This window comes from Bradyrhizobium sp. CCBAU 11361, assembly GCF_028128935.1.
GTDB lineage: Bacteria > Pseudomonadota > Alphaproteobacteria > Rhizobiales > Xanthobacteraceae > Bradyrhizobium > Bradyrhizobium niftali.
The window spans coordinates 228,756-251,302 of record NZ_LBJZ01000199.1 but is presented as its reverse complement, the minus strand read 5'-3'; the positions used below and the strand labels follow the sequence as shown (position 1 = coordinate 251,302).

General features: G+C 65.8%; 19 protein-coding genes and 1 pseudogene. 11 read left to right on the top strand and 9 right to left on the bottom strand.

Annotated elements, in window-relative coordinates; genetic code table 11:
* Positions 1-31 precede the first annotated feature (31 nt).
* Both XI08_RS42700 and XI08_RS42695 read right to left on the bottom strand, forming a co-directional pair.
* A complete protein-coding gene (locus tag XI08_RS42700) occupies positions 32-1,225 on the bottom strand; it encodes an efflux RND transporter periplasmic adaptor subunit (protein WP_271579013.1) in 1,194 nt (397 codons plus the stop codon).
* A 261-nt stretch (positions 1,226-1,486) separates the two neighbouring features.
* Positions 1,487-2,397 (bottom strand): annotated as a pseudogene (locus XI08_RS42695) (LysR family transcriptional regulator).
* Positions 2,398-2,499: 102 nt separating this feature from the next.
* On the opposite strand from XI08_RS42695, the gene XI08_RS42690 reads away from it, so the two are divergent.
* Positions 2,500-3,150, top strand: a complete 651-nt coding sequence (locus XI08_RS42690; protein ID WP_271579012.1) for an SRPBCC family protein — start codon at positions 2,500-2,502, stop codon at positions 3,148-3,150.
* A gap of 42 nt (positions 3,151-3,192) precedes the next feature.
* On the opposite strand, the gene XI08_RS42685 is transcribed toward XI08_RS42690, so the two are convergent.
* Positions 3,193-4,221, bottom strand: a complete 1,029-nt coding sequence (locus XI08_RS42685; RefSeq protein WP_271579011.1) for an SAM-dependent methyltransferase — start codon at positions 4,219-4,221, stop codon at positions 3,193-3,195.
* Between the two features lie 332 nt (positions 4,222-4,553).
* Here XI08_RS42685 and XI08_RS42680 point away from each other — a divergent pair, with 332 nt between their 5' ends.
* From XI08_RS42680 to XI08_RS42670, 3 genes are all read left to right on the top strand, one after another.
* Positions 4,554-5,570, top strand: a complete 1,017-nt coding sequence (locus tag XI08_RS42680) for a hypothetical protein (protein ID WP_027544189.1) — start codon at positions 4,554-4,556, stop codon at positions 5,568-5,570.
* Positions 5,571-5,574: 4 nt separating this feature from the next.
* A complete protein-coding gene (locus XI08_RS42675) occupies positions 5,575-6,603 on the top strand; it encodes a peptidoglycan -binding protein (protein ID WP_271579010.1) in 1,029 nt (342 codons plus the stop codon).
* Positions 6,604-6,720: 117 nt separating this feature from the next.
* Positions 6,721-7,161, top strand: coding sequence for a GNAT family N-acetyltransferase (locus tag XI08_RS42670; protein WP_271579009.1), 441 nt, complete (start codon positions 6,721-6,723; stop codon positions 7,159-7,161).
* A gap of 155 nt (positions 7,162-7,316) precedes the next feature.
* Here XI08_RS42670 and XI08_RS42665 read toward each other — a convergent pair whose 3' ends face one another.
* Complete coding sequence (locus tag XI08_RS42665) at positions 7,317-9,167, bottom strand: ABC transporter ATP-binding protein/permease (protein ID WP_271579008.1); 1,851 nt, start codon at positions 9,165-9,167, stop codon at positions 7,317-7,319.
* A 202-nt stretch (positions 9,168-9,369) separates the two neighbouring features.
* On the opposite strand from XI08_RS42665, the gene rpmE reads away from it, so the two are divergent.
* Entirely contained in the window at positions 9,370-9,597 is a 228-nt protein-coding gene (gene rpmE, locus XI08_RS42660) for a 50S ribosomal protein L31 (RefSeq protein WP_025034016.1), read from the top strand.
* A gap of 197 nt (positions 9,598-9,794) precedes the next feature.
* Here rpmE and rcdA read toward each other — a convergent pair whose 3' ends face one another.
* Entirely contained in the window at positions 9,795-10,304 is a 510-nt protein-coding gene (gene rcdA, locus XI08_RS42655; protein ID WP_027544193.1) for a protease adaptor protein RcdA, read from the bottom strand.
* A gap of 505 nt (positions 10,305-10,809) precedes the next feature.
* Entirely contained in the window at positions 10,810-11,001 is a 192-nt protein-coding gene (locus tag XI08_RS42650; protein WP_011084320.1) for a DUF1192 domain-containing protein, read from the bottom strand.
* A gap of 113 nt (positions 11,002-11,114) precedes the next feature.
* Between XI08_RS42650 and XI08_RS42645 the strand changes: the two genes are divergently transcribed.
* The 3 genes from XI08_RS42645 to XI08_RS42635 all read left to right on the top strand — a co-directional run bounded on the left by XI08_RS42645 (position 11,115) and on the right by XI08_RS42635 (position 15,632).
* Complete coding sequence (locus XI08_RS42645; protein WP_271579007.1) at positions 11,115-12,113, top strand: NAD(P)H-quinone oxidoreductase; 999 nt, start codon at positions 11,115-11,117, stop codon at positions 12,111-12,113.
* A 139-nt stretch (positions 12,114-12,252) separates the two neighbouring features.
* Positions 12,253-15,129: an EAL domain-containing protein gene (locus XI08_RS42640; RefSeq protein ID WP_027544196.1), complete on the top strand. Its 2,877-nt coding sequence runs from the start codon at positions 12,253-12,255 to the stop codon at positions 15,127-15,129.
* Positions 15,130-15,209: 80 nt separating this feature from the next.
* A complete protein-coding gene (locus XI08_RS42635) occupies positions 15,210-15,632 on the top strand; it encodes a hypothetical protein (protein WP_271579006.1) in 423 nt (140 codons plus the stop codon).
* Between the two features lie 71 nt (positions 15,633-15,703).
* Here XI08_RS42635 and XI08_RS42630 read toward each other — a convergent pair whose 3' ends face one another.
* Both XI08_RS42630 and XI08_RS42625 read right to left on the bottom strand, forming a co-directional pair.
* On the bottom strand, positions 15,704-15,898 hold the full coding sequence (locus XI08_RS42630; RefSeq protein ID WP_271579005.1) for a hypothetical protein: 195 nt from the start codon (positions 15,896-15,898) through the stop codon (positions 15,704-15,706).
* Positions 15,899-15,959: 61 nt separating this feature from the next.
* Positions 15,960-16,223, bottom strand: a complete 264-nt coding sequence (locus tag XI08_RS42625) for a DUF7662 domain-containing protein (RefSeq protein ID WP_167771096.1) — start codon at positions 16,221-16,223, stop codon at positions 15,960-15,962.
* 153 nt (positions 16,224-16,376) lie between these two features.
* Between XI08_RS42625 and XI08_RS42620 the strand changes: the two genes are divergently transcribed.
* Positions 16,377-17,873, top strand: a complete 1,497-nt coding sequence (locus tag XI08_RS42620; protein WP_271579004.1) for a sensor domain-containing diguanylate cyclase — start codon at positions 16,377-16,379, stop codon at positions 17,871-17,873.
* A gap of 227 nt (positions 17,874-18,100) precedes the next feature.
* On the opposite strand, the gene XI08_RS42615 is transcribed toward XI08_RS42620, so the two are convergent.
* Positions 18,101-18,976 (bottom strand): UTP--glucose-1-phosphate uridylyltransferase, encoded by an 876-nt coding sequence (locus tag XI08_RS42615; RefSeq protein ID WP_027544200.1) that lies wholly within the window; start codon positions 18,974-18,976, stop codon positions 18,101-18,103.
* A gap of 202 nt (positions 18,977-19,178) precedes the next feature.
* Between XI08_RS42615 and XI08_RS42610 the strand changes: the two genes are divergently transcribed.
* A complete protein-coding gene (locus XI08_RS42610; protein WP_442869931.1) occupies positions 19,179-20,573 on the top strand; it encodes a lytic murein transglycosylase in 1,395 nt (464 codons plus the stop codon).
* Positions 20,574-20,742: 169 nt separating this feature from the next.
* Positions 20,743-22,455: an SGNH/GDSL hydrolase family protein gene (locus tag XI08_RS42605; protein ID WP_271579002.1), complete on the top strand. Its 1,713-nt coding sequence runs from the start codon at positions 20,743-20,745 to the stop codon at positions 22,453-22,455.
* The last annotated feature ends 92 nt before the right edge of the window (positions 22,456-22,547 follow it).

The window sequence follows — 22,547 nt, the reverse complement described above, 5'->3', positions numbered from 1 at the left end:
CAGGATGAGGACGACACTTGCGGCGCGAGCGTTACCGCGTGAGCTTCTGGGCGTGCCGATTGTCCGCGGTCGCGTCCGCCTCCGACCAGGATTGCGGCTTGACCTTGTCGCCGGCCGCGAACTTCTGGAAGCCTTCGACCACGACCTTGTCGCCGGCCTTGAGGCCGTCGGTGACGAACCAGATGCCGTCCTGCACCGAGCCGGTGCGCACCGGCTGCACCGCAACGTGATTGTCGTCCTTGACGACGAACACCTCGCTGCCGCCGCCGCCGTTACGCTGGATCGCCTGCTGCGGCACCGCGATCGCGTCGGAATCGAGGCCCTGGTCGATGCGGACGCGGACATACATGCCCGGGAGAAGCTCGCGCTTGGGATTGCGGAACTCGCCGCGCAAGGTCACCTGGCCGGTATGGGCATCGACCTTGGCATCGGAGAACAGCAGCTTGCCGTCGAGCGAATAGAGCGTGTTGTCGTCCAGCACGAGCCGCACCTTGGCGGCATCGGCCGCGATGCGCTCGAGGTCGCCGCTCTCGAAGGCGCGGCGGAGCTGGTTGAGCTCGTTCACCGACTGGGTGAAATCGGCATAGATGTGATCGAGCTGCTGGATGGTGGCGAGATTGGTCTCGTTCTGCACCGCGAGCGCGCCTTCGCTGACGAGCGCAGCACCGACCACGCCGTCGATCGGCGCGCGCACGGTGGCATAGTCGAGATTGAGCTTGGCGCGCGCGAGGTCGGCCTTGCGGCCTTCGACCTCGGCATGGGCCTGGCGTTCGGTCGCGATCGCCTTCTCGTTCTCGGCTTCCGGCGCAGCGCGATCCTTGGTGAGGGTGGCGACGCGGTGCGCCTGCTGTCTCGCCTGCATCAACGCAGCCTCGGCCTTGGCCAGCGCCGCCTCGTTGGCCATCACCTCGACCTCGAACGGACGCGCGTCGATGCGATAGAGCGCATCGCCGGCCTTCACCTCGCTGCCCTGGCGGAACAGGCGTTCGACCACGATGCCGGAGACACGCGGCCGCACGTCGGAAACGCGCGTCGGCGCGATGCGGCCAGGCAGTTCGCGCACCACGGCACGCGGCTGCGGTTTGACGACGACGATGCTGACGTCAGGGTCGGCCGGCGGCGCGGCGGACACCGCGGAGCTGGATTCGTCGCAGGCCCCCAGCAGCGGCGCAAAGGCCGCGAGCATCATTGCAACGCATGCCGATCGCGCACGAAGTCCTGACATGAAGTGGGGTGCCCCGATGTTGTTGAAACTGATCACGCTCCGCGCGGGCCCATTCTGGGCCATTCCACGCGGCTGACGCCCTCAAAATAGAGTGGGCGTGCTGCGATGCAACGCATAGTGCAGGCGGCCCAATGTCACACGACCTATCGTGCTGAGTTCAGGGCGCTTTCCGGGTCTCACCGGATTGTGAGTCGAGTTCCATCACGGCGTGCTGCGACAGAAGAGCACAATCAGGGTGCGCGCTCTCTACGCCGGACTCATTCAGGCATTCTCTCTTGCAATCACGCCGAGGCAAAAGTCGATGAAGCTGCGCACTTTCGCGGGCTGATGCTGGCGTGATGGAAACAGCGCATAGAGCGGGAACATCTCGCCGGACCATTCGGGAAACAGGTCGATCAACGCTCCGCTTTCCACGAGGTGACTGCTGCCCAGCTGGAGAATCTGGGCGATGCCCGCGCCGGCTTCGCAAGCCGAAAGCATGGCGCCGACATCCGAGACCAGAACGCGGGCGGATACCTTCACTGGAAGTATCTCTTTTCCCTTGTGGAACTCCCAATCGAAAGGTCGCTGGTTTGCCGCGTCATAGAACCCGATACAATCGTGGTCCGGCACCTCGGACGGATGTCGTGGCCGGCCGTGCTGGGCGAGGTAAGCGGGCGCCGCAACCGTGAGAACACGGGTTTCGACGAGCTTGCGCGCGACCAATGAACCTTTCGGGGGTCTCCGAACCTCAGCGCCAAATCGAAGCCGCCAGCCCCAAGATCTCCGACCGCGTCACGCATCAGAAGCTCCAGTGACACTTCGGGATGCTGCTCCAGAAATTCCCTGATGTGGGATGACAAGACGATGCGCGAGAAGAACGGATCGACGTTGACCCGAAGCCGCCCGCGCACGATGCCGGCAGAGCCCGATGCCTCGATCGCCGCTTCTTCGATGCCGGCAAGGTGCGGTCCGACGCGCTCGTAAAAGCGCCGCCCCTCGTCTGTCAACGAGAGTGAGCGCGTCGTGCGTTCAAGCAGCCTGACCCCGACGCGCGCTTCCAGGCGCGATATTGCGCGGCTTACCGCAGAGGCGGTGAGGCCCAGCGCATCGGCCGCGCGCGCGATGGTGCCGGCCTCGATCACAGCCGAGAGGACAGTAACACCCGACAGCAGCCGTCCATCGAAGGGCATCGCAATTCCTGATTTGTATGAACGTCTATTCTGACATAACGGAAATTGGATCAGCAATCACGATCTGTCATCAGTGTCGCCATCGAAGACGCGGAGGCGAACATGACGAAACGGCTTTACTTTCCGAGCACTGAATCTTGCGCACGCTGGATGCTGCTAGGCGCGTCCATGGCGTCTCTGCTTTCGATCGCAACTTCTGCCGGAGCGCAAACGAACGCACTTCACACCGGCACAAAAAAGGAAGCGATCATGACGATGAAGCAAGACCTTGCGATGCGCGCGAAGGAGATTCATTGGCCGGAGGGCTTCAATCCCGCGACTGCCGATCTGTTTTCGCACAACGAGCTTCTCATCAATGCGTCATGCGAGAAGATCTGGGGTCACATCGTGGACGCCAGGAAGTGGCCGCAATGGTATCCGAACTCTGGCGGCGTCGAACTTCCCGAGGGCACGAAAGTACTGGGCGACGGTACGACGTGGCGCTGGAGCACGTTTGGCCTGTCGATCGAGAGCAAGGTACAAGAATACGTGCCGCATACGCGCCTCGGCTGGTACGGTTACGCGCCGGGGACGCGGCCGAGCTTCTATCATACCTGGTATCTGGCCCCTCAAGGCACGAGCTGCCTGGTCATAACGGATGAAGTTGGCGTGGGCAAAGATGCCGCCCACCTGCGAGAGACCGATGAGAGCCTGCTGCATCGTGGCCACGATCTATGGCTGGCGACATTGAAATGGGTCTCTGAGAGCAATTGACCGGTCACCGGGGACCGTACGCGGCATTCATGCGTGCGCGCCCTACCCCGCCGCCTTCATCCGGTAGTGGCTGACGCCCCATTCCGTTCCGTCGGCGTAGCCGAACAAGCCCGATGTCGCGAGGAAGAACCAGCGCCAGCGCCGCATCCACAAGGAGGTCTCGTCGCCATGGACCTTGCGCAGGGCCGCCTCGATCGCATCGCGATGGGCATCGAAATTGACGAGCCAGTCATTGGCGGTGCGCTGATAGTGCGTGCCGCTCCAGCACCATTCCTTCTCGACCGTGAAGATGTCGTCGAACTGCCTGACGAGGTGATGGCTCGCCATCAGCCCGCCGGTGAAGACGTGCTGCGCGATCCAGTCCTCGCGATTGGCCCGGTCGAACAGGTGGGAGCCGGAGCGATGGGTGACGATGTGCATGAACAGCCGCCCCTCGGGCGCGAGCCATGACCGCACGCGCGTCATCAGCTTGCGCCAGTTCATCACGTGCTCGAACATCTCGACCGAGACGATGCGGTCGAACTGGCCCTCGGGCGCGAACACGTTCATGTCGGCGGTGACCACGCGCAGGTTCAAGAGCCCGCGCAGCCGCGCCTCCCCCTCGACATAGGCCCGCTGCGCCTGCGAGTGCGACACCGCCGTTACCTTGGCATGCGGAAACTGCCGCGCCATCCAGAGCGACAGCGAGCCCCAGCCGCAGCCGAGCTCGAGGATGGTCTGCCCGTCGGCGAGACCAGCATGCGCAACGGTCTGGCGCAGCGCCTCCTCCTCCGCCTCCTGCAAGGTAGTCGCGTCGGTCGTGTAGAAGCAGGACGAGTATTTGCGGTTGGGGCCGAGCGCCTGCGCGAGGAAGCACGCGGGCGCCTCGTCATTCCCGGCATTGGCGGCATCGATGTCCTCGGCGATCGGCCGCAGCATCATGCGCCCGGCGAAGGCGGCCTCGTCGTCCGCGCCCAGGGCGGAGATGCGGTTCGCCGTCCGCGAGCACAGGCGCTGGATCGCGGCGCGAATCACGACATCAGGCAGCGGCACGCGTTCGGCCGTCCCGATGATCGCGGAAACGACGCTCATGCGGCCACTCCCCTGGTCATGTCTGGTTCGGGACGCGAAAGAAGGAGCGGGCAGGTTCGGGCGTCGCCGCCTGGCCGGATGCAGGCGAACGCCATCAGGACCGCGAGCAAGGGCGCGATGACGTCCAGTCCCCCGAGATCCGTCACCATGCAAAAAATCCGACCTAAACCTGCGGAATGCCGAAGTTTTGCAAAATAAGTCCTTATCAAAGCGCGGCTTCGGCTTTGGGTTCCGGAAGCTCTCCCCGAAATCGGCGCATCCGGCGCTTTTTTTGGGCCGGCGCTGTGCCATAGTGCGCACCGCAATCACGTTCGTAACGGATGACACCGGCCATGCCGTCTGGCGCCTCGCCCCGCTCCCCCATGGACATCGAATATACCAAGCTATCCTCGCCCAGCGTGTTCCTGGTGCGGATGCTGGTCTTCCTGGTGCTGTGCACGCTGGTCGGCGTGGTGCTCTACAAGCAGATCATCCAGGCTTTCTTCGCCAATCCGGGCCTCAACGCCCTGATCGGGGCGGTGCTGTTCATCGGCATCGTGCTGGCCTTCCGCCAGGTCATCCGGCTCTATCCCGAGGTCTCCTGGGTCAACAATTTCCGCATCGCCGATCCCGGCCTCGCCCCTGCCCGGCACCCAAAGCTGCTGGCACCGATGGCGATGATCCTGGGCGGCGAGCGCACCGGGCGGATGTCGATCACCCAGACCACGATGCGGCACCTGCTCGATTCGATCGCGACCCGCCTGGACGAGGCCCGGGACATCTCCCGCTACATGACCGGCCTGCTCGTCTTCCTCGGCCTGCTCGGCACCTTCTGGGGCCTGATCGAGACGGTCGGCTCGGTCGGCAAGGTGATCGACGGGCTCAAGGTCGGCGGCGATTCCGGCGCCCTGTTCGACACGCTGAAGGAGGGCCTCGCCGCCCCGCTCGGCGGCATGGGCATCTCGTTCTCCAGCTCGCTGTTCGGCCTCGCGGGCTCGCTGATCCTCGGCTTCCTCGACCTGCAATCGAGCCAGGCCCAGAACCGCTTCTACACCGACCTCGAAGACTGGCTCGCGACCACCGTGCGCGAATACGGCCGGGGCGATGTGACCGTGGCCGCCGGCGGCGGCGTCGCCAGCGGCGAGCTTCAGGCCGCCGTCGAGCGGCTGCGCTCCGTGCTCGAGGAGGGCAGCTCCAGCCGCGGCACCACGGCGGCGATGGCGAGCCTTGCCGAGGCCATCCAGGCGCTGGTCTCGCACATGCGCACCGAGCAGCAGATGATCCGCGAATGGGCCGACGGCCAGGGCGAGCAGAACCGCGAGATCCGGCGCCTCCTTGAGCGGCTCGCGCGCCAGCCCGAGAAGGGTTAGCGACATGGCTCTAGCGCGCGGCCGCCGCAGCGACGGCGCCTTCAACTACTGGCCCGGCTTCGTCGACGCGCTGTCGACGCTGGTGCTGTCGATCGTGTTCCTGCTGTCGGTGTTCCTGGTCGTGCAGTTCTTCCTGTCGCAGGAAGTGACCGGCAAGGACAAGGCGCTGGAGCAGCTCAACGCCAAGATCGCGCAGCTCAACGAGCTCTTGTCGCTGGAGAAGCTCGGCAAGCTCACGCTCGACGACCAGGTCTCGCAATTGAAGGCCGGCCTCGCCTCGGCGGAGTCCGAGCGCGACCGCATCAAGGGCCTCTATGACGGCTTAGCTGCCGCCGGCAACGACGCGCAGGGCAAGTCCACCGAGCTTGGCAAGGCGCTGGATTCGGAGAAGGCGGTGTCGGCGCGGGCGCTGGCGCAGATCGAGGTGCTGAACCAGCAGATCAGCGCGCTGCGGCGGCAGCTCGCGGCACTGGAAGAAGCGCTCGACGCCAGCGAGAAGCGCGACAAGGAATCGCAGAACCGGATCGCCGATCTGGGGTCTCGCTTGAATGTCGCGCTGGCGCAGCGCGTGCAGGAATTGTCGCGCTACCGCTCGGAATTCTTCGGGCGCTTGCGCGCCATCCTCGGCAACCGCCCCGACATCCGCGTCGTCGGCGACCGCTTCGTGTTCCAATCCGAAGTCTTCTTTGACACCGGCCAAGCAACCTTGCTGCCAGAGGGGCGCGCCGAGCTCGACACCGTGGCGAACGCGCTGATCGAGCTCGACAAGAAGATCCCGACCGAGATCGCCTGGGTGCTGCGCGTCGACGGCCATACCGACGTGCGCCCGGTGAGCGGCGCGAACTTCAAGTCGAACTGGGACCTGTCCGCGGCGCGCGCGATCTCGGTGGTGCAGTACCTGATCTCGCTCGGCGTGCCGGCCCAGCGCCTCGTTGCCGCCGGCTTCGGCGAATTCCAGCCGCTCGACACCGCCAATACGGAGGACGCCTACAAGCGCAACCGCCGCATCGAGCTGAAGCTGACGGAGCGGTAGGGTGTCGGATACACCACAGCTCGTCATTGCCGGGCTTGACCCGGCAATCCATCAAGGAAGATTCTTTCGACGTGGATGGATGGCCGGGTCGAGCCCGGCCATGACGAGTGTCCACCGATGATCCACCTCCGCCCCTACCGCCCCGAGGACGAGGCCGCCGCCATCGACCTCTGGCATCGCACCTGGCAGCAGGCCTATCCGCAGATCGACTTCGCCGCGCGGCTGGACTGGTGGCGCGAGCGCTGGCGCAAGGATCTGGTGCCGAAGGCCTCGATCGTCGTCACCGAGCAGGATGGCGCGCTGACCGGCTTCGTCACCATCGACGGCGAAGGCTATCTCGACCAGCTCGTGGTCGATCCCGCATCCTGGGGTTCGGACGCGGCACGGCTGTTGGTGGACGAGGCCAAGCGCCTGTCGCCTTCAGGCGTCACGTTGCTCGTCAACAAGGACAACGCCCGCGCCATCCGCTTCTACGAGCGCAACGGCTTTGCCCATGCCGGCGACGATTTGAATCCGACCTCGGGTCGGCCAGTGCTGAAGATGGTGTGGAGGCCGTAGAGGTTTGCTGCCCACCCCACCCTCCGCTGTCATGCCCCGGCTTGGCCGGGGCATCCAGTACGCCGCGGCTTATCGGTTGATCACTATCGTCGCGGAGTACTGGATTCCCCGCCTTCGCGGGGAATGACACCGTAAGTGAGGCTGCGCTCAGCGCCTTACGCCCCCTCGAACTGCAGCCTCGCCAGCCTCGCATAGAGACCGTTCGCGGCCACGAGCTCGGCATGCGTGCCCTGCTCGACGATCTTGCCGTGGTCCATCACCAGGATGCGGTCGCAGGACAAGACGGTTGCGAGGCGGTGCGCGATCACCAGCGTGGTGCGGTGGCGCATCAACTCTTCCAGCGCGGTCTGCACCAGCGTCTCGCTTTCGGCATCGAGCGCGGAGGTGGCTTCGTCGAGCAGCAGCAGCGGCGCATCGCGCAGGATCGCGCGCGCGATCGCGATGCGCTGGCGCTGGCCGCCGGACAGCGTCACGCCGCGCTCGCCGAGCGGGGAGTCGAAACCTTCGGGCAGGCGGCGGATGAACTCGGCGGCATGCGCGAGTTCGGCGGCGCGCTCGACCTCGGCATCGGTCGCATCGGGCCGGCCGAAGCGGATGTTCTCGCGGGCACTCGCGGCGAACACGCTCGATTCCTGCGGCACCAGCGCGATACGGGAACGGAAATCACGCGGATCGGCCGACCTGACCGGCACGCCGTCGAGCGAGATCGCGCCGCTGCGCGGATCGTAGAAGCGCAGCAGCAGATGGAAGATCGTACTCTTGCCGGCGCCGGACGGACCGACGATCGCGACCTTCTCGCCGGGCCGCACGGTGAACGACACGGCGTCGAGCACCTTGACGTCGAGCCGCGCCGGATAGGCGAAGCTGACCTGGTCGAACCCGACCTCGCCGCGCGCCGGCACCGGCAACGCGCGCGGGGTCGCGGGCGCCTTGATGTCGGGCTGCACATGCAGGATCTCGAACAGGCGCTCGGCAGCGCCGGACGCCGCCGAGACCTCGCCCCAGACCTCGCTGAGCTGGCCGAGGCCGGCGGCCGCGAACGCGGCATAGAGCACGAACTGGCCGAGCCGGCCCGGCGAGATCGCGCCGGTGAGCACGTCGCGCGAACCGATCCAGAGGATCGCGACCACGCTTGCGAACACGATGAAGATGATGATGGCGGTGAGCACGGCGCGCGCCTGTGTCGAGGTGCGCGCGGCCTCATAGGCCTGCTCGACCTCGCCGCCGAACCGCTTCTCGGCAAACCGCTCGCTGGTATAGGCCTGCACGGTGCGGATCGCGCCGACCAGCTCGCCCGCATAGGCGGAGGCCTCGGCGAGCGTGTCCTGCGCATTGCGCGACAGACGCCGCACCCAGCGCCCGAAAGCGACCAGCGGCAGCACGATCAGGGGAATGGCCAGCAGCACGAAGCCCGACAGCTTCGGGCTGGTGATCACCATCATCGCCGCGGCGCCGAAGAACATCATCAGGTTGCGCAGCGCGATCGACACCGAGGCGCCGACGGCGGATTTGATCTGGGTGGTGTCGGCGGTGAGCCGCGAGATCAGTTCGCCGCTGCGCGCGGAATCGAAGAAGGCGGGCGAGAGCGACAGCAGATGAGCGAAGACGTCGCGCCTGAGGTCGGCGACGATGCGCTCGCCGATCGTCATCACGAGGTAGTAGCGCGCGGCGCTCGCCAGCGCGAGCACGGCGACGACCGCGATCATCACCGAGAAATAGCTGTTGATCAGCTCGATGCCCTCAGGCGTCAGGCCGAAATCGATCATCCGGCGCACCGCGACCGGCACCAGCAGCGTGGTCAACGCGGCGATCGTGAGCGCGACGAAGGCCAGCGCGGCCCGGCCGCGATAGCGGGCCACATAGGGCGCGAGCGCCAGCAGCGGCCGCAGCTTGGCGCGGCCCTTGGCGGGCTGCTCGATCAGCTCGGCTTCGATGGACGGGGCCTCAGGCGGCGCGGCATCGCGCTCGTCGCGGTACTGGTCGTCAAGCCGTTCCACAGCGCTCATGAGATCGGACCCAGGGAGACAGATGTGATCCACATAGGCCGGTGCGGGGGGAGTGGCAAATCCGGGATGTCCCTTAGGGGGCGGCCCGGTTCTCCTTTGCCCACAATGGCTTGTTTTGAAGGGTCCTGTGGGGTATAGAGCCGGCCAAATCCGTCATTCGATAGCCACTCAAGCAAGGCGCCGGTCGCCCCAGGGAATTGCCATGAAAGCCGAAATTCATCCGAATTATCATACGATTAAGGTCGTGATGACCGACGGAACCGAGTACCTGACCCGCTCGACCTGGGGCAAGGAAGGCGACACTCTGAACCTCGACATCGACCCGAAGTCGCACCCGGCCTGGACCGGCGGCAACGCCCAGATCATGGATCGTGGCGGCCGCGTCTCGCGCTTCCAGAAGAAGTTCTCGGGCTTCCTCAAGAAGGATTGATCCGGCCGTTTCGGCCGCGACGAAAAACGCCCCCGGGAAACCGGGGGCGTTTTTGTTTTTTCGGCTGTCATTCCGGGGCGGCTCGCAGAGCCGAACCTCAGGTGCGCAATTGCGCACCGGGGAATCTCGAGATTCTCTGGTGCGCAAGTGCGCACCATAGTTCGATGCTTCGCATCGCCCCGGAATGACGAAATCGCTTACCGCTCGAACGCGGCCTTCAGCGCGTTGAGGTGCGGCACCAGCGGGTTGCCGATCGCGATGTGCTCGGCCGGCGGGGTGTGGATGGTGGTGTCGAGGCGGCGCACGCGGGTCTGCAGGCTCATCGAGCGGTGGATCAAATCCTGCAGCTGCAAGGGCAGCTTCTCGATGGTGTCGGCGGGGCCCGGATCGGCCGCGCTGAGCTTGACCTTGGTCTTCTCGCGGTTGGCTTGGACCAGCGTCATCTCGCCTTCCTTCACCGCGCGGTGCAGCAGCAGCCAGGAGGCGAGCTGCATCAGGCGGGTGGTCAGGCGCATGCTCTCGGTCGCGTAGGTGAGGCTGACGGCGCGATCGAGCGCCTTGGCCTCGGTGCGGCCGGCACCGTCGAGATAGGCGGCGGTCTCTTCGACGAGGTCCATGCCCTCGCGGAACAGCGTGCCGAACGCCGCAGAATTGGTGAACCGCTCGCTGAGTTGAACGAGAGCGCCGTCGGCCTGCAAACGTTCCATGGTTAACGCCCCTTACGCAACTGTTTACCTGTCCGGCTTTGCGCCGGCTTATGATGAACAAATCATTGCGCGGGCGGGACGCGGAGTCCAGCGACAAGCACGGATATGGTTTCCGCGGGTCTTTCCTCGGAATTCAACCGCAACGAGACGCAAAAAAGAGCCGCCGGAAGACCGGCGGCTTTGAAAGTTGATAACAGGGAGGCGTCAAACAGAGTGGACAGGAGCCACTCGGTGTCCAAACGAGGACAGTTCTAGTCATAAACCCGAAAGCTTAATCGACCGTAAACGAACTAATTTTTTGAGATTTCGTTAGCCATGTCGGTCAGTGGCCGAGTGCACTGCGGAACAAAACCCTCTCCGTCGCCCCGGCGAAGGCCGGGGCCCATAACCACAGGGTGGAGTTGTCGCGCCAGCTGGTAATTACGAGTGATCGCCAAATGACTTGCACGGAGCATGGGTCCCGGCCCCCCGTGCGCAATTGCGCACTAGGCCGGGACGACAACGATTACGACTTGAAAATACTGTTCGCCGCATCGCGCGAGGCGCGCTTCTTCGCGGCAGCTTCTTCCAGCCTTGCGATCTCGGTCTTGAGCAGGGCGACGCGCTCGGTCAGTTCCTCCACGGACAAAAGTGAGAGATCCTGTCCGATTTCATGCGTGATCTTCTTGCGCGGGCGGTCGTCGTCTTCCGTCGCCATGATCGTTCCTCCTGCGTTCGCACCGGTCACACGGCTGAGGCGGTTGCCAGCTTGGACCGCGCTGGCTAAGCAATGGCCTCGTTTCCTCCCGCACCTTTGCTCAAGGACACATCATGGACAAGCTGCCCGCGCAAATGACCGTGGTCGCCATCTCCAAGCCCGGCGGACCGGAGGTGCTGGTGCCGGAACAGCGGGCGCTGCCGCAGCCCGGTCCCGACGAGATCCTGGTCAAGGTGCAGGCCGCCGGCGTCAACCGGCCCGACGTGGCGCAGCGCTCCGGCGCCTATCCGCCGCCGCCCGGCGCCAGCGACCTGCCGGGCCTCGAGATATCAGGTGAAGTCGTCGCCGTCGGCAGCAATGCCAAGCGGCACAAGATCGGCGACAAGGTGATGTCGCTGGTCGCCGGCGGGGGCTATGCGCAGTACTGCATCGCCCAGGACGCCCAGGCGATGAGCGTGCCGCCGGCGCTGTCGATCAAGGAAGCCGGCGCATTGCCGGAAACCCTGATGACGGTCTGGCACAACGTGTTCGAGCGCGGCGGCCTCAAGGCCGGCGAGACGCTGCTGATCCATGGCGGCTCCTCCGGCATCGGCACCATGGCGATCCAGCTTGCGAAAGCCTTTGGCGCGAAAGTGTTCGTCACCGTGGGCTCGCAGGACAAGATCGATGCCTGCCTCAAGCTCGGGGCCGACCGCGCCATCAACTACAAGACCGAAGACTTCGTCGCCGTGGTGAAGGCAGAGACCGGCAATGCCGGCGTCAACCTGATCCTCGACATGGTCGCCGGCGAGTATGTGGACCGTAACTACGACGCCGCCGCGGTCGACGGCCGCATCGTCCAGATCGCGACCCTCAACGGCCCAAAGGTCAGCGTCAACATCGCCAAGGTCATGGTCAAGCGCCTGACCCATACCGGCTCGACGCTGCGCCCCCGTAGTAATGCGGACAAGGCGGCGATGGTGGCCGCGATCGAGGCGAAAGTGATGCCGCTTCTGCGCGAAGGCCGGGTCAAACCGGTGATGGACAGCGCTTTCCCGCTGGAAAAGGCGGCCGATGCCCACCGGCGCATGGAGACGAGCGCACATATTGGCAAAATTGTGTTGGAGGCATAGGCCTCTGACCCACAGGGCAAGGCGGAAACCCTTTGATTTTCCTCGCTTTCGTGGCATCTATCGCGACGCACCGAACCAATTCTGTCCGGTCTGAAATCGCCTTGCACACGAAGTTTGCGTCGAACGCGGAGAACTGACCTTGCGTCTGATCAGGTGCCTCGCGCCCATCGCGCTGGGCCTCATGATTGTTGTCGCCGCGCTCCCGGCGCGCGCGCTCGACGCCGTCAGCGTCCGCGGTGACGCGCCCGCGATCGACCTCACCGGCGTGCTCGAGCATCAGCGCAGCGATGCCGACCGCATCCAGGTCTCGACCGCGCCCGGCACCGACGGCATCGTCCGCCGCATCGAGGTGCGCGCCCGCGAGGGCGGCCAGAACTGGGTGGTGTTCGCGCTCGCCAACAACACCGACGACCAGCTCGACCGCCTGATCGTCGCCCCGCATTACCGCATCGTCTCGTCAGGCCTGCTGTGGCCCGACCTCGGGCTGTCGCGCATCGCGACCATCACGCCCTCGACCGGCGACCGGCCGGAGCGGCAGGAAAGCCCGACCGCCGACGTCTTCCGCGTCACGCTCGACCCCGGCGCGGTCATCACCTTCGTCGCCGAGCTGCGCACCGACAAGCTGCCGCAACTCTATCTGTGGGAGCCCGAGTCCTACAAGGACAAGGTCAACTCGTTCACGCTCTACCAGGGCATCGTAATCGGCATTTCGGGGCTCCTGGCTCTCGTCCTCACCATCCTGTTCGTCGTCAAGGGCAGCATCATGTTCCCGGCGGCCGCGGCGCTGGCCTGGGCGGTGCTGGTCTATATCGGGGTCGATTTCGGCTTCTGGGGCAAGGTGCTCGACATGTCGAACAACGCCGAGCGCATCTGGCGCGCGGCGGGTGAAGCGATCCTGGCGGCGACGCTGCTGGTGTTCCTGTTCGCCTATCTCAACCTCAGTCGATGGCACGTGCGCTATTCGCACATTACGGTGGGCTGGCTCGCCTTCCTCGGCTCGCTGGTCGCACTCGCGCTGTTCGACCCGGCGGTGGCCTCCGGCATCGCGCGCATCTCGCTGGTGCTGATCGCCTTCGCCGGCTTCGCGCTGATCGTCTATCTCTCCACCCACGGCTTCGACCGCGCGGTGCTGTTGATCCCGACCTGGTTCCTCCTCGTGGTCTGGGTGGTCGCGGCCGGCATGACGGTGGCAGGCTCCGTCACGAACGACATCGTCGGCCCGGCGCTGCTCGGCGGCCTCGTGCTGATCGTGATGCTGATCGGCTTCACGGTGATGCAGCACGCCTTCGCCGGCGGCGGCGCCACCACCGGCGTCGTCTCCGACATCGAGCGGCGCGCACTGGCGCTCGCCGGTTCCGGCGATCTGATCTGGGACTGGGACGTTTCCGCCGACAAGGTCTTCACCAGCCCCGAGACCGAAGCCCTGCTCGGCCTCAAGCGCGGCACGCTGGAAGGCCCGGCGGCATCGTGGCTGGAAGTGCTGCATCCGCTCGACCAGGACCGTTTCCGCGCCGCGCTCGACAGCGTGCTCGACCAGCGCCGCGGCCGCCTGGTGCAGGATTTTCGCCTGCGCACGCCGGACGGTCACTTCATGTGGTTCGCGCTGAAGGCGCGGCCGGTGGTCGGCTCCGACGGCGAGGTCTCGCGCGTGGTCGGCACGCTCACCGACGTCACCGAGCTGCGCAACGCCGAGGAGCGCCTGCTGCACGATTCCGTGCATGACAACCTCACCGGCCTGCCCAACCGCAAGCTGTTCATGGACCGGCTGGGTGGGGTCGCGCATTTCGCCAAGACCATGCCGACGCTGCGGCCGACGCTGATGGTGATCGACCTCGACCGCTTCAAGCAGGTCAACGATTCCGTCGGCATCGCTGTCGGCGATTCCATCCTGCTGACGCTGGCCCGCCGCCTCACCCGCATCCTGAAGCCGCAGGACACGCTGGCGCGGCTCGCCGGCGACCAGTTCGGCCTGATCCTGCTCTCGGAGCAGGATCCCGCCCGCATCACCGCCTTCGCCGAGACCATCCGCAAGACCATCCGCGCGCCGATCGCCTTCAACGAGCGCGAGATCTTTCTCACGGCCTCGATCGGGCTCGCGCTTTCCGATCCTCAGACGCAGTTGACGGACGAGATCATCAAGGATGCCGAGCTGGCGATGTATCACTCCAAGCGCATCGGCGGCGACCGCATCGACGTCTACAAGCCGGCGATGCGCGCCCGCAAGACCGACCGCCTGACGCTGGAGAGCGAGCTGCGCCGCGCCATCGAGCGGCAGGAGCTCACCATCCTCTACCAGCCGATCGTGCGGCTGGAGGACCGCTCCGTCGCGGGCTTCGAGGCGCTGGCGCGCTGGGACCACCCCAAGCTCGGACGCATGGCGCCGTCAGAATTCATCACCATCGCGGAAGAGACCGGCCTGATCGTCGACCTCGGCATGTTCGTGCTCGACCAGACCGCAAAGCAGCTCTCTATCTGGCAGCGCGCGATGCGCTCGCGCGAGCCGATCTTCGCATCCGTCAACGTCTCCTCGCGGCAATTGCTGCGCCATGACCTGATCCACGACATCCGCACCGTGCTGTCGCGCTCCTCGGTGGCGCGCGGCACGCTGAAGCTCGAATTGACGGAATCGCTGGTGATGGAGAATCCGGAGCACGCGGCGCAGATGCTGACGCGCATCCGCGAGCTCGGCACCGGGCTGTCGCTCGACGATTTCGGCACCGGGCACTCCTCGCTCGCCTATCTCCAGCGCTTCCCGTTCGACACCATCAAGATCGACCAGTCGTTCGTGCGCACCACCAACCGCGGCACCCGTCCGGTGATCCTGAAGTCGATCATCGCGCTCGCGCACGACCTCGGCATGGACGTGGTGGCGGAAGGCGCCGAGACCGATTCCGACGCGGTCGAGCTCTACCAGATGGGCTGCGAATACGCGCAGGGCTTTGCCTTCGGCGAGCCGATGGACGCCGATGCGGCGATGCGCCTGCTGACGGAAGTGCGGCTGGAAGCGGCGAGCTAACCTCCCTCTCCCTTTTTTGAGGCGCCGCCCGCGAAGCGCGCGGGGTGAGGTGCCGATGAGGCCGTGCTTGATCCAGATCAATGGGCCTCTGCTCAACCGCCGCGAAAAATGGCGCGCAGCATTCGATCCAGAACGGTTTCGTCATCGAGGTCGTTGGGCTCACCACTGTCGTTCTCGGCGTGCCCACACGCGTCAAGCGCAACGGCTCGGATGAGCAAACCAAGCGTCCTTCTCAGGAGTCACGGATGACCCGGCACCTTTTCTACGCGATCACCCTCATAGGCACCGGAATGTTCCTCGCCTCGTCGGCCGAAGCAGTGACGGCTGCACGATGCGAGGATCGAGGCGCAAACTGCGTCGGCACATGTGCCGACTACACCGGCGGGGCCGGTGACGTTCGGGGCCGCCAGAACGTGTGCGTGCGCGCCTGCGACCGGCAGACGACCCGATGTCTGATACGAGCACACGCCGCCGACGAACGCTGGCCCCGTGAGCGCCAATGAAGGCCTTGGTTCGGCACCGCGGCTAGCGGCAACCGTTCTCACGCTCGCGGCGGATCGCGCGTCCACCTGATCTAGCTCGGCCTGCGGCGCAACCCCATGACCAAGCCGAGACCAACCAGTAGCGAAATCGCCGCAAGACCGCCCCAGACCATTCCCGCCTGCTCGAGATAGACGTCCTGCGAGACCGGGTCGTAGCAGCGGCCGAGCTCGTTAAAGCAGTTGCGCCAGCGCCAGTAGCGGGCCTCGAAGGCCAGCGCGAAGAGCACGCCCAATCCGATCAGCGCTGCGCCAGAAACCCCCTCAGCCAGCGCAGGATCATGCGGCTCGCTACCACCGTTTCTGCGACTTCTGCTTCCTGAATCGCACGCTCTGGCCGTCCGGCATCCGTGTCGCCACGAACCCGGCGGCGAGGCAGGCCTCGCGCTGCGGCATCTGGATGTCGGGGCTGCGCAGGCTGTCCCACCATGAGGCGCGGTTCGCCGCGCGCGGCAGGGCCGCGCCGATGATCTCCTCGATCTGTTCAAAGCTCAGCACGAATTCGTCCTGCTTCTGCCGCAGCAGATAGTCGCGCAACGCGTCGTAGTCGTTCACCGTCGTCCTCTCGTCCGAAGCCGGGTTTGCCCGATCAGGCCTGCCCAAAACCGTGAGCCGCATCAACCGTTTCTTAACTCATTGCGGCAGTGCCGTCCTACCTTAAACACTACTCAAGCTTTCGGGCGCATCCACTAGGATCGGGAGCAAACGATGCTGTCTGGATGGCGCGAAGTCATGGCCCGCCGGCCGTGGCGAGTCTCGGCGAAATTGCTGATCATCTCGTCCGTGGTGACGGTGATCGGCTTTTCCGCCATTTGCGTCAACGTCATGCTCGACATGCGCCGCGGCGAGGAGGCGCTCGCCCGCCAGACGCTGGAAAACCTGGCGACGACCATCGAGTCCGACGTCAGCCGCAACATCGAGATCTACGACCTGTCGCTGAAGGCGGTCGCCAACAACATGCTGCTGCCCGAGCTCGCGACAGTCTCCAAGACGGTCCGCCACCTCATCCTGTTCGACCATGCGACCACGGCACGGCATTTCGGCGCGATCCAGGTATTCGATCCCGACGGCAGGCTGACCATCGACGCCTCCTCGCTCGATCCCCTGCCTGAGGTCAGGAGCGACGAGGATTACTTCAGGGTTCATCGCGACAATCCGGAAGCCGGGCTCTTCATCAGCCGGCCGATGCTGTTCCGCGGCGCCTATTCCATCGTGCTCAGCCGGCGCATCAGCGACACCGACGGCGGCTTCCTCGGCGTCGTCGCCGGCTCGATCCGCTTCAGCTATTTCCACGAATTGTTCGAGCGCCTGAGCCTGGACCCTGACGACACCATCACCGTGCTCAGGCGCGACCGCACAATCATCATGCGGCGGCCGTTCGATCTCGATGTGATCGGCAAGAACCTCGCCGAGCGGCCGGCCTGGAAGGCCGACAATCTGAAGGTCGGCAGCGCGTTCGCCGGACAGGGCCCGGTCGACGCGACCCCGCGGCTCTACGTCCGCAGCAGCGGGTCCAGTCCGCTGTTCGTGGTGGCCGGCAAGCCGCTGAGCGCCGTGTTCGCACTGTGGCAGAAGGAGGCAATCCGCATCGGCGCCGTGGTGCTGGCGCTTGCGCTGTTCGTGCTGGGATCGACGCTCGTGCTCGCACGCGAGATCGGCCGACGCGCCGAGGCCGAGCGCAAGCTCGAGGAGATGGCAACGACGGACGCGCTCACCGGCCTGAAGAACCGCCGCAAGTTCGATGCTGTCATCGACGTTGAATGGCGGCGCGCGATGCGCCAGAAGACGCCGGTCGCGCTCCTGATGATCGATGCCGATCACTTCAAGACCTACAACGACACGTTCGGCCACCAGGCCGGCGACCAGCTGCTGGTCGGCATCGCCATCTGCATTTCCGATTCGGTGAGCCGCGCCGGCGACTGCGCCGCGCGCTATGGCGGCGAGGAATTCGCGGTGCTGCTGCCGAACACCTCCATCACCGAGGCCTTCAGGATCGCCGAGGCGATCCGCGGCAAGGTGCTGGGCTGGTCCGACGATACGGCGACGTCGACGGTCTCCTGCGGCATCGCCAGCCTCGTCCCTGCCGCCGGCATGGACTGGTCGATCCTGGTCGCCGCCGCCGACAAGGCGCTCTATGCCGCCAAGGCCGGCGGCCGCAACCAGTCCGTGGTCGCGAGCCTTCCGAAGCTGTCGCTGGTGGCGTGAGGAGCGGCGCGTCGTAAGCGGTGCCGCACACCACACTCACGGTGTCGTCCCGGCGCAGGCCGGGACCCATACCGCGTGATCTATCGTTGCGGACGATAGCAGTACCGAACGACGAATCTTCGCCAAACCACTCCCTGGGGTTATGGGTCCCGGCCTTCGCCGGGACGACATCGTGGAGGGATGGTGGCTTCCCAAACTCGAGATGCGTGCGCGGAAATAGCCCCGCGCTACTGCCCCAGATACTTCTTCATCTCCGCGATCAGTCCGTCGCGCAGCTCGGGGCGCTTCAGGCCGTATGCGATGTTGGCGCGGAGGAAGCCGGGCTTGGAGCCGCAATCATGGCGCTCGCCCTCGAATTCGACGCCGTAGAATTTCTGCGACCTGGCGAGGCCGATCATGGCGTCGGTGAGCTGGATCTCACCGCCGGCGCCGCGCTCCTGGGTCTCCAGGATCTTGAAGATCTCCGGCTGGAGGATGTAGCGGCCGGTGATGGAGAGGTTGGAGGGCGCGGTGCCCTTGGCCGGCTTCTCGACCATGCCGTCGACCTCGAACATCTTGCCGCTGCGCTTGCCGACGCCGCAGATGCCGTATTGATGGGTGAGATGGTCGGGCACCGCCTCGACCGCAACCAGGTTGGATTTCTCGCCGAGCGAGGATGCCATCTCGATCATCTGCTTCAGGCAGCCCGGCGTGTTGAGCACGAGCTCGTCGGGCAGTACGACCGCGAACGGCTCGTTGCCGACGATGTCGCGCGCGCACCAGACCGCGTGGCCGAGGCCGAGCGGCGCCTGCTGGCGGGTGAAGCTGACGGCGCCGGCTTCCGGCTGGTTCTGCGCCAGGATCTCCTGCTCGGCCTTCTTGCTGCGCGCAGCCAGCGTCGCGTCGAGCTCGAACATCTTGTCGAAATGATCTTCGATGACATTCTTGTTGCGGCCGGTGACGAAGATGAAGTGCTCGATGCCGGCTTCCCTCGCCTCGTCATAGACGTACTGGATCAGCGGCTTGTCGACGATGGTCAGCATTTCCTTCGGCATCGCCTTGGTGGCGGGCAGGACGCGGGTGCCGAGGCCGGCGACGGGGAATACGGCTTTGCGAATTTTCATGGGATCGATCGAATACCTGAGGACGTGAACGGAGCAATGTGATCTTGCTAGCTTGTTTGCAGCCGCTAACAAAGGCGGATGTGGGGCCTCGCCCTCATGGAGTTGAGAAAAAGGCCGACACCAAAATTTCATCTTTGTTAGGCTATTGGCAACCGCACCGGGCCTCCTGATGGCGGATTTTTGGCCGGACAGGTGGGACATGATGCAATCAGTGGCAGGGCTGGCAAAACGTGCTGGATCCGTGACCAGCGGAGCGTTGGTTGCGGCTGCCTTGCTGCTGCCGGCTTGCGCGCAGGCCCAGGCGCAGAACGGCCTGTCGAACCTGTTCGGCGGTATTTTCTCCGGCTCGAATCCGGCGCCTGCGCAAGCCCCGCCAGGCCCCGGCGGCGCGCAAACAGGAGCCCAACCTTGGAGCGGCGAGGACGGTGCCTCGGGCCATCCGCTGATGACGGCGGCGGCGATCCGCGAGGCCGCCGGCAATTTCAACAATTGCGTTGCAGGGATGTGGCCCGATGCCGCACGGCGCGGCATCACCCAGGAAAATTTTCAAAGCTTCACCGCAGGGCTCGCGCCCGACCTGCGCATCATGGACCTGATGGACTCGCAGCCGGAGTTCACCAAGTCGATCTGGGACTATCTCGACATCCTCGTGAACGACAACCGCCTCGCCAAGGGCCGCGAGGTGCTCGCCAAGTACAAGGCGCAGTTCGATGCCACCGAGAAGGCCACTGGCGTCGATCGCTACATCATCGCCTCGATCTGGGGCATCGAGTCCAATTACTCGACGCAGATGGGCGACCGCAGCGTGCTGCAATCCACTGCGACGCTCGCCTGCATCGGCCGCCGCCAGGCCTATTTCAAGGACGAATTCCTCTCCGCGCTGGAGATCCTCAATCGCGGCGATCTGCGCCCTGAGCAGATGCGCGGCTCCTGGGCCGGCGCCTTCGGCCCGACCCAGTTCATGCCGACCGCGTTCAAGCGCTTTGCCGTGGACGGCGATGGCGATGGACGGCGCGACGTCGTCGACAATCCCACCGACCTGATCGCTTCCACCGCCAACAACCTGAAGAAGGACGGCTGGCAGGCCGGCCAGACCTGGGGCTTTGAGGTCGTGGTGCCCCAGGGATTCAACTACATGCAGGCCGACCGCGCCAAGGCGATGCCGATCGCGCAGTGGGAGAAGCTCGGGCTCAAGCGCCCGACCGGCCAGCCCTTCCCGCATCCGGCCGAGAAAGCCTATCTGCTGGCGCCGGCGGGCGCGCAAGGGCCGGGCTTCCTGATGCTCCAGAACTACCGGGTCATCATGAAGTACAACCCGGCCGAGGCCTATGCGCTGGCGATCGGTCATTTCGCCGACCGCCTGCGCGGCGGGGCGCCCTTCGTGCAGCCCTGGCCGCGGCAGGAACGCGAGCTGTCGCGGACCGAGCGGCTGGAGCTCCAGCAGCTGCTGGCCCAGCGCGGCTTCTACAAGGGCACCCCGGACGGCCAGTTCGGCGGCCAGACCCGGGAGGCGCTGCGCAACTTCCAGGCCTCGATCGGGGTCCCCGCCGACGGTTTTGCCTCCTCGGACGTGCTGGAACGGCTGCGCGGACGGTAGAATCGGGCCGAAAGTAACCCTGAACGGGGATTTTGCCTGCCGGCCTTGACGGGAGCCGCTGTTCCCCGGTGTATGGCCAAAGAATCTGCAACGGAATCTGCCCGTTTGGCGCCTGATTCCGTTATTATATCGAGCCTATCCAGACCCCGTTGCGCGTGCCCGAGATCGCATGTCGAAGAAGTCCCTGTTCAAGGCGCTGACCGAGACCGGCCCGTTGATCGCGCTGGGGACGGCGCTTGCGATTCTGGTGTCGGTCGCAGGACCCGCCTCGGCGCAATTCTTCAACTTCCCCGGCTTCGGCGGCCCGCCGCAGCGCTCGGCGCCGCCGCCACCGCGTAGCGGTGGAGGTGGAGGCGGCGGCGGCTGGTTCGGCGGCGACTTCTTCGCGCCGTTCCAGCAGCAACAGCCGCAGGCGCCGCGCCAGGATTTTTCGCGCGCGCCGGCGCCCGCCAAACGCGACACGATCCCGGACAAGAACGTGCTGGTGATCGGCGACGCCATGGCCGACTGGCTCGCCTACGGCCTGGAAGACGCCTACAGCGAGCAGCCCGACATGGGCGTGATCCGCAAGCACAAGACCACGTCCGGCCTGATCAAGTACCAGCCGAAGGGCGAACCTTCGGACTGGGCGGCTGCTGCCAAGGGCATCCTCGAGACCGAGAAGCCCGACATCATCGTCGTCATGCTCGGCCTCAACGACCGCATCGCCATCCGCGAGCCCGTCGCCGACAAGCCGGCAGACAAAGACAAGAAGAACGACAAGAACGACAAGGGTGCGCGCGCCAAGCCGCAGGGCAAGCCGGGCGATGCAAAACCCAACAGCCCCGACACCGCCGCCAAGCCGGACGACAAGCCGGCGGATACCGATCTGCCGCAGGATGACGCCGACAACGCCGACGCGCCGCAGACCGCGGCTCCCGAGAAGACCGCGCGCAACCCGAACGGCCTCTACGAATTCCGCGACGACCGCTGGGTCGAGCTCTACGGCAAGAAGATCGAGGAGCTGGCCAACGTGCTGAAAGCCAAGGGCGTGCCGGTGCTCTGGGTCGGCCTGCCCGCGATCCGCGGCCCGAAGGGCACGGCGGATATGCTGTTCCTGGATTCGCTCTACCGCGAGGGCGCGGCCAAGGCCGGCATCACCTATGTCGATGTCTGGGACGGCTTTGTCGACGAAGCCGGCCGTTTCCTCCAGAAGGGCCCGGACTTCGAGGGCCAGATCCGTCAGCTCCGCACCTATGACGGCGTCTTCTTCACCAAGCCCGGCGCGCGCAAGCTGGCTCACTATGTCGAGCGCGAGATCACGCGCCTGCTCGCCGGCCGCTCCGGCCCGATCGCGCTGCCGAGCGAACCGGCAACGCCCGACACCAGCGCCGAGCCCGGCAAGCCCGCACCGCGGCCGCTCGCCGGCCCGATCGTGCCGCTGGTTGCCGCCTCGATCTCGACCGATCAATTGCTGGGCGGCCCGGGCTCGCGTCCTGCCGCCGTCGATGCGCTCGCTGCGAAGACGATGGTGAAGGGCGAGCCGCTGGCGGCCCCCGCAGGCCGCGCCGACGATTATGCCTGGCCGCGCCGAGAAGTCGGCCGCGAGCAGGCCAAGGGCGATATGCCGATGGCCGCGACCACGCCTGACGGCAGCGCTGCTGCTCCCGGCACACCGAGTGCGGCCGCCGCGATCGCGCCGCCGAAACTCGCACCGAAGAAGCCGCCGGTGGTGCAGCAGCCGGCCCAGGCGGCGCCGTCGTTCCGTGATTTCTTCGGCTTCGGCTCGCCGCAGCCAGCGCCGCGTCAGTTGGCACCGGCGCCAGGGCCGCGCAATCCAGCTCAAAACCCCGCGATCCCGCGTCCGCCGGGCAATGTCGGGCGAGCGGCGGAAGTCCGGTAGTCCTTGCTCTGAATTGAGGTGTCATTCCGGGCGCGCCTCTTGGCGCGAGCTATGGTGCGCAATTGCGCACCATAGCTCGCGCTTCACGCGGC

Coding starts and splice junctions, on each gene's coding strand:
- XI08_RS42610 (WP_442869931.1), top strand. CDS start 19,179: ATGCAATCAGTGGCAGGGCTGGCAAAACGTGCTGGATCCGTGACCAGC.
- XI08_RS42685 (WP_271579011.1), bottom strand. CDS start 4,221: ATGAGCGTCGTTTCCGCGATCATCGGGACGGCCGAACGCGTGCCGCTG.
- XI08_RS42665 (WP_271579008.1), bottom strand. CDS start 9,167: ATGAGCGCTGTGGAACGGCTTGACGACCAGTACCGCGACGAGCGCGAT.
- XI08_RS42645 (WP_271579007.1), top strand. CDS start 11,115: ATGGACAAGCTGCCCGCGCAAATGACCGTGGTCGCCATCTCCAAGCCC.
- XI08_RS42690 (WP_271579012.1), top strand. CDS start 2,500: ATGACGAAACGGCTTTACTTTCCGAGCACTGAATCTTGCGCACGCTGG.
- XI08_RS42615 (WP_027544200.1), bottom strand. CDS start 18,976: ATGAAAATTCGCAAAGCCGTATTCCCCGTCGCCGGCCTCGGCACCCGC.
- XI08_RS42675 (WP_271579010.1), top strand. CDS start 5,575: ATGGCTCTAGCGCGCGGCCGCCGCAGCGACGGCGCCTTCAACTACTGG.
- XI08_RS42670 (WP_271579009.1), top strand. CDS start 6,721: ATGATCCACCTCCGCCCCTACCGCCCCGAGGACGAGGCCGCCGCCATC.
- XI08_RS42650 (WP_011084320.1), bottom strand. CDS start 11,001: ATGGCGACGGAAGACGACGACCGCCCGCGCAAGAAGATCACGCATGAA.
- XI08_RS42635 (WP_271579006.1), top strand. CDS start 15,210: ATGGGCCTCTGCTCAACCGCCGCGAAAAATGGCGCGCAGCATTCGATC.
- rcdA (WP_027544193.1), bottom strand. CDS start 10,304: ATGGAACGTTTGCAGGCCGACGGCGCTCTCGTTCAACTCAGCGAGCGG.
- XI08_RS42700 (WP_271579013.1), bottom strand. CDS start 1,225: ATGTCAGGACTTCGTGCGCGATCGGCATGCGTTGCAATGATGCTCGCG.
- XI08_RS42680 (WP_027544189.1), top strand. CDS start 4,554: ATGCCGTCTGGCGCCTCGCCCCGCTCCCCCATGGACATCGAATATACC.
- XI08_RS42620 (WP_271579004.1), top strand. CDS start 16,377: ATGCTGTCTGGATGGCGCGAAGTCATGGCCCGCCGGCCGTGGCGAGTC.
- XI08_RS42605 (WP_271579002.1), top strand. CDS start 20,743: ATGTCGAAGAAGTCCCTGTTCAAGGCGCTGACCGAGACCGGCCCGTTG.
- rpmE (WP_025034016.1), top strand. CDS start 9,370: ATGAAAGCCGAAATTCATCCGAATTATCATACGATTAAGGTCGTGATG.